Source organism: Trinickia sp. (assembly GCF_051961175.1).
Lineage (GTDB): Bacteria > Pseudomonadota > Gammaproteobacteria > Burkholderiales > Burkholderiaceae > Trinickia.
In genome coordinates, this window is sequence record NZ_JBQCDN010000151.1 from 1 (window position 1) to 5,350 (window position 5,350).

At 62.8% G+C, this 5,350-nt stretch carries 5 protein-coding genes; all 5 read right to left on the reverse strand.

Translation table 11 applies throughout. The features are described from left to right. Nucleotides 1-237: 237 nt before the first annotated feature. Nucleotides 238-1,782 (reverse strand): 2-isopropylmalate synthase, encoded by a 1,545-nt coding sequence (locus ACTHL0_RS08700; protein WP_440566324.1) that lies wholly within the window; start codon nucleotides 1,780-1,782, stop codon nucleotides 238-240. 486 nt (nucleotides 1,783-2,268) lie between these two features. Next, nucleotides 2,269-3,153, reverse strand: a complete 885-nt coding sequence (pssA, locus tag ACTHL0_RS08705) for a CDP-diacylglycerol--serine O-phosphatidyltransferase (RefSeq protein ID WP_440566325.1) — start codon at nucleotides 3,151-3,153, stop codon at nucleotides 2,269-2,271. A 20-nt stretch (nucleotides 3,154-3,173) separates the two neighbouring features. Then, entirely contained in the window at nucleotides 3,174-3,812 is a 639-nt protein-coding gene (locus ACTHL0_RS08710; RefSeq protein WP_440566326.1) for a phosphatidylserine decarboxylase, read from the reverse strand. Between the two features lie 214 nt (nucleotides 3,813-4,026). Further along, the gene (gene ilvC, locus ACTHL0_RS08715) at nucleotides 4,027-5,043 is read right to left on the reverse strand and encodes a ketol-acid reductoisomerase (protein WP_440566327.1); all 1,017 of its coding nucleotides are present in this window, start codon (nucleotides 5,041-5,043) and stop codon (nucleotides 4,027-4,029) included. A gap of 88 nt (nucleotides 5,044-5,131) precedes the next feature. After that, nucleotides 5,132-5,350 (reverse strand): acetolactate synthase small subunit (ilvN, locus tag ACTHL0_RS08720; RefSeq protein WP_440566328.1); only part of this gene is annotated, 219 nt, incomplete at its 5' end.

The following is a 5,350-nucleotide window of genomic DNA, read 5'->3' on the forward strand; positions in this document are numbered from 1 at the left end:
GCCTGCTTATTGGCGGCTGGGGCCACCGCCGCGGGGGTGTGGGGGCGCGCTCCCGTCGACCGGCATTTTCCCCCACCAGGGCGCCCCGACACCCCAGCGGCGAATCGCGCGGTGGCCCCGAGCACAAGCGTGGCGGTGAATTACCGTGGGTTGCCCGGCACCCGGCCTCGGGTGCCGATGGCTCCCGAGGCATCGCAGGTCTTCGTTACGGAGAAGGCGACGCCAGGCTCACCCCGCTCACACACCCTGCGGATTGACCTTCTCGTCGGTGGTATAGAGCTTGTTCAGCGCGGCGATATACGCCTTGGCCGAAGCCGCGACGATATCGGGATCGGTACCCACGCCGTTGACAATCCGGCCGCTCTTCGACAGCCGCACCGTCACTTCGCCCTGCGCTTGCGTACCCGTCGTGATGGCGTTCACCGAGTAAAGCAGCAGCTCCGAGCCGCTGCCCACTTCGCCTTCGATCGCGTTCAGCGTCGCATCGACCGGCCCGTTCCCGCGCGATTCGCCCGTCATCTCCTTGCCGCCAACCGAAAACACGACACGCGCGTGCGGACGCTCCCCCGTTTCCGAATGCTGAGCCAGCGAGACGAACTTGTAATGCTCACGCTCCTGCGCTGCCGCCGATTCCTCGGAGACGATCGCCATGATGTCTTCGTCGAAGATCTCCGACTTGCGGTCCGCCAATTCCTTGAAGCGCGCAAAGGCCTGGTTCAGTTCGGCTTCGCTGTCGAGCGCGATCCCGAGCTCTTGCAGCCGCTGCTTGAACGCGTTGCGGCCCGACAATTTGCCGAGGACGATCTTGTTGGCCGACCAGCCCACGTCTTCCGCACGCATGATTTCGTAGGTATCGCGGGCCTTGAGCACGCCATCCTGGTGGATGCCGGATGCATGTGCAAATGCGTTCGCGCCCACCACGGCCTTGTTCGGCTGGACGACGAAACCCGTGATTTGCGAAACGAGCTTCGAAGCCGGCACGATCTGCGTCGTATCGATGCCGACGTCCAGCCCGAAGTAGTCCTTGCGCGTTCTCACCGACATCACGATTTCTTCGAGCGCAGTGTTGCCCGCACGCTCGCCCAAGCCGTTGATCGTGCATTCAACCTGGCGCGCGCCGCCGATCTTGACGCCTGCGAGCGAATTCGCCACCGCCATGCCGAGATCGTTATGGCAGTGCACGGAAAAGATGGCCTTATCGGAATTCGGAATGCGCTCCCGCAGCGTCTTCACGAGATTGCCGTACAGTTCCGGCACACCATAACCGACGGTATCGGCGATGTTGATCGTCGTCGCCCCTTCGGCAATCACCGCCTCGAGCACGCGGCACAGGAAATCCATATCCGAGCGGCTGCCGTCCTCGGGCGAAAATTCCACGTCGTTCGTGAATTTGCGCGCGAAACGCACCGCCAGACGCGCCTGTTCATACACCTGCTCCGGCGTCATGCGCAGCTTCTTCTCCATATGGAGCGGCGACGTGGCGATAAACGTGTGGATGCGGAAATGATCGGCCGGCTTCAGCGCGTCGGCGGCCCGCTGGATGTCCTTGTCGTTCGCGCGCGCAAGCGAACACACCGTGCTGTCCTGGATCAGCGAGGCAATCGTGTTGATCGCGTCGAAATCGCCGTTCGAACTGGCCGCGAAGCCGGCTTCGATCACGTCGACCTTCATCCGCTCGAGCTGCTTCGCAATACGGATCTTCTCTTCCTTCGTCATCGACGCGCCGGGCGACTGCTCGCCGTCACGCAACGTCGTGTCGAAAATAATCAGCTTGTCTGCCATGTCATGTCTCCAGGGGGACTTTTGCGTTCGGAATGCTTGGGGATACGGAAAACGGAATTCGGGCGCTCGCGCCACCGTAGGCGACGCCAAACAACGAACGAGGCGGACGGGGGGCGAAAACGGTCAGCGCGGCAGGCGCGCTAGTGCTAGCGCGCGTAGAGGCGCACCGGCGAGAAGGGATCGAAGGGGTAAGGTCAAATTCGACATGTCGCCGACTATAGCGGCATTCCGGCAATCGCGCAATCGGCTGCCCTACACCTACGACGGCGGTGGCGGATGAAAGCAAGCCGGCGCCATGCCTCTGACAGCAACTTACTCGGAGCGAACACCATGCGACCACCCGGGCACATCGACGTAGTAGCGCACCGCTTTTCCGACACCGCTGGCCCACAATTGACCGCCTTTGACCTGAGCCGTATTTTTCCACATGCGGCTCAAGTTTTGAGCCGCATTTTAAGATTTGCGGCTCATCACCCCGCTCCGGCCCTAATGATCGCTGGGAATGGATCGCGCGGGATTGTCCCGCCCGCGCACCGCCATATAGGCCCAGAACGCGTAACCCGAGAGCCCATACAGCACGAACAGGCCGAACAGCATCAGCGGCGGATCGGACGATACGAGCACGAACGCGACCACGACGAGCAAAATCGCCGCAAACGGCACCCGATGCCGGACATCCAACGCCTTGCCGCTGTAAAACGGCGCGTTCGACACCATCGTCACGCCCGCATAGATCGTCAACGCGAACGCCACCCACGGCAGCCAAACGAGCTTGAGCGGCACGCGGTTGTCGGTCGCGAGCCAGACGAAGCCGGCGATCAGCGCCGCCGCGGCCGGGCTCGGCAAGCCTTGGAAAAAGCGTTTATCGACCACGCCGATGTTCGTATTGAAGCGCGCGAGCCGCAGAGCCGCACCCGAACAATAGACGAACGCCGCGAGCCAGCCCCAGCGCCCGAGATCCTTGAGCACCCACTCGTACATGACGAGCGCGGGCGCCACGCCGAACGACACCATATCCGACAGGCTGTCGAATTGCTCGCCGAATGCGCTTTGCGTGTGCGTCATGCGGGCGACGCGGCCATCCATGCCGTCGAGCACCATCGCCACAAAGATCGCAATCGCGGCGATCTCGAAGCGCACGTTCATCGCCTGGACGACAGCGAAAAAACCACAAAAGAGCGCGGCCGTGGTGAACGCGTTCGGCAGCAGATAAATGCCGCGCGTACGCAAAAACTGCTGACGCGCGGCACGCCGGTTCTCGGCAGGCGCCGAATCGATGCCGAGCCCCTTGTTGCGGCGAAACGGATTGCGCCGGAACGGGCGCGGCATCGGTGTGCTGCCCGCGCGCGGGCGACGTTTGAAAGCGGCCATCGAACTCTCCTGCCGCCGGATCAAAGCTCGGCGAGAATCGTCGACGAGGCGAACACCTTCTCCCCGATCGACACCTTCGCGCGGCTGCCGAGCGGCAGATAGACATCGACGCGCGAACCGAAACGGATGAAACCGTAGCGCTGGCCGCGTGCAAGCGGCTCGCCGGTCCGCACATAGCAGAGAATGCGCCGCGCGATGAGACCCGCGATCTGCACGGAAGTGACCGTCTGCCCGCCCGCCGTTTGGATCACGATCGCGTTGCGCTCGTTTTCCTGCGACGCTTTATCGATGGCGGCATTCAGGTAGGCGCCCGGGAAGTACTCGACCTTCGAGATCGCACCATCGACGGGCGAGCGCTGCGAGTGCACGTTGAAGACGTTCATGAATACGCTGATCTTCAGCGCTTCGCGATCGGCATACGGGTCGCGCGTGGTTTCGACGGCGACGATGCGGCCATCGGCCGGGCACAACACGGCGTTCGCCTGGACGGGAATCGGCCGCGGCGGATCGCGGAAGAACTGCACGACGAAGATCAGGATCAGCCAGAACGGCCAGGCAAAACCGAATCCCGCGACCGCATGGATCAACAGCGCGACGACGGCGGCAATCGCGATGAACGGCCAGCCTTCGCGTGCGATGATCGGATGTGGGTAATTCATGGATTGTTTCGAACTTTTTGTAAAACCACTAGGATAGCAAAAGCCGCCCCGTACGAGACGCACGGGACGGCTTTGAAAGGGTGATTCGGCGGCCCGCCACGGCATCACGCACCCTGGCGAGCCTCCGGCGCAGGGGCCCTTCCCCCGCACCGGCCGGCCCCGCGCACGACGTAACGCGACGTAATGCGCGAAGCCTTGGCCTCTCGTTCGAATTTTAGTTCTTCGATTGATCGACGAGCTTGTTCTTCGCGATCCACGGCATCATCGCGCGCAGCTTCCCGCCCACCTGCTCGATCTGGTGCTCGGCGTTCAAGCGGCGGCGCGATTGCAGCGTCGGCGCACCGGCCTTGTTCTCGAGAATGAAGCTCTTCGCGTACTCGCCCGTCTGGATGTCCTTCAGCACATCCTTCATGACCTTCTTCGTCTCTTCCGTGACCACACGCGGGCCCGTGACGTACTCGCCGTACTCGGCGTTGTTCGAGATTGAGTAGTTCATGTTGGCGATGCCGCCTTCGTAGATCAGATCCACGATGAGCTTGAGCTCGTGCAGGCACTCGAAGTACGCCATTTCCGGCGCGTAGCCCGCTTCCACGAGCGTTTCGAAACCGGCCTTGATCAGCTCGACCGTCCCGCCGCACAGCACGGCTTGCTCGCCGAAGAGGTCCGTTTCCGTCTCTTCGCGGAAGTTCGTTTCGATGATGCCGGCACGGCCGCCGCCGTTGGCCACCGCATACGACAGCGCGACGTCGCGGGCCGCGCCCGACTTGTCTTGCGCGACGGCGATCAAGTGCGGCACGCCGCCGCCCTGCGTGTACGTACCGCGCACCGTGTGGCCCGGGGCCTTCGGCGCGATCATGATGACGTCGAGATCGGCGCGCGGAATGACCTGGCCGTAGTGAACGTTGAAGCCGTGCGCGAATGCGAGCGCCGCGCCTTCCTTGATGTTCGCGTGCACTTCGTTCTTGTACACATCGGCGATCTGCTCGTCCGGCAGCAGCATCATGACGACGTCCGCGCCCTTCACGGCTTCGGCCACTTCCTTGACCGTCAGGCCCGCGCCTTCGGCCTTCTTCCACGACGCGCCGCCCTTGCGCAGGCCGACCGTCACGCGCACGCCGCTCTCCTTCAGGTTCAGCGCGTGAGCATGGCCTTGCGAGCCATAGCCGATGATCGTGACGTCCTTGCCTTTGATGAGGGACAGGTCGGCGTCTTTATCGTAGAAAACTTTCATGTCGATTCCTTCGCGTTAAAGCGTATTCGTCAAATGCTTCAAAAATCGCCCGCCACCGTCAGCCGGCGGGCGCCGATCGTGTGCTTCGTTATACCTTCAAAATGCGTTCGCCGCGCCCGATGCCCGAGCTGCCCGTCCGGACCGTCTCGAGAATCACGGCGGCGTCGAGCGCTTCGATGAAGGCGTCGAGTTTGTCGCTCGCCCCCGTCAGCTCGATCGTGTAGGTCTTTTCGGTCACGTCGATGATGCGGCCGCGGAAAATATCCGCCATCCGCTTCATTTCTTCGCGTTCCTTGCCGACCGCCCG

Bases quoted from the DNA above. Each gene is read 5' to 3' on its own strand.
- ACTHL0_RS08700 (WP_440566324.1), bottom strand. From the start codon at position 1,782: ATGGCAGACAAGCTGATTATTTTCGACACGACGTTGCGTGACGGCGAG.
- pssA (WP_440566325.1), bottom strand. From the start codon at position 3,153: ATGGCCGCTTTCAAACGTCGCCCGCGCGCGGGCAGCACACCGATGCCG.
- ACTHL0_RS08710 (WP_440566326.1), bottom strand. From the start codon at position 3,812: ATGAATTACCCACATCCGATCATCGCACGCGAAGGCTGGCCGTTCATC.
- ilvC (WP_440566327.1), bottom strand. From the start codon at position 5,043: ATGAAAGTTTTCTACGATAAAGACGCCGACCTGTCCCTCATCAAAGGC.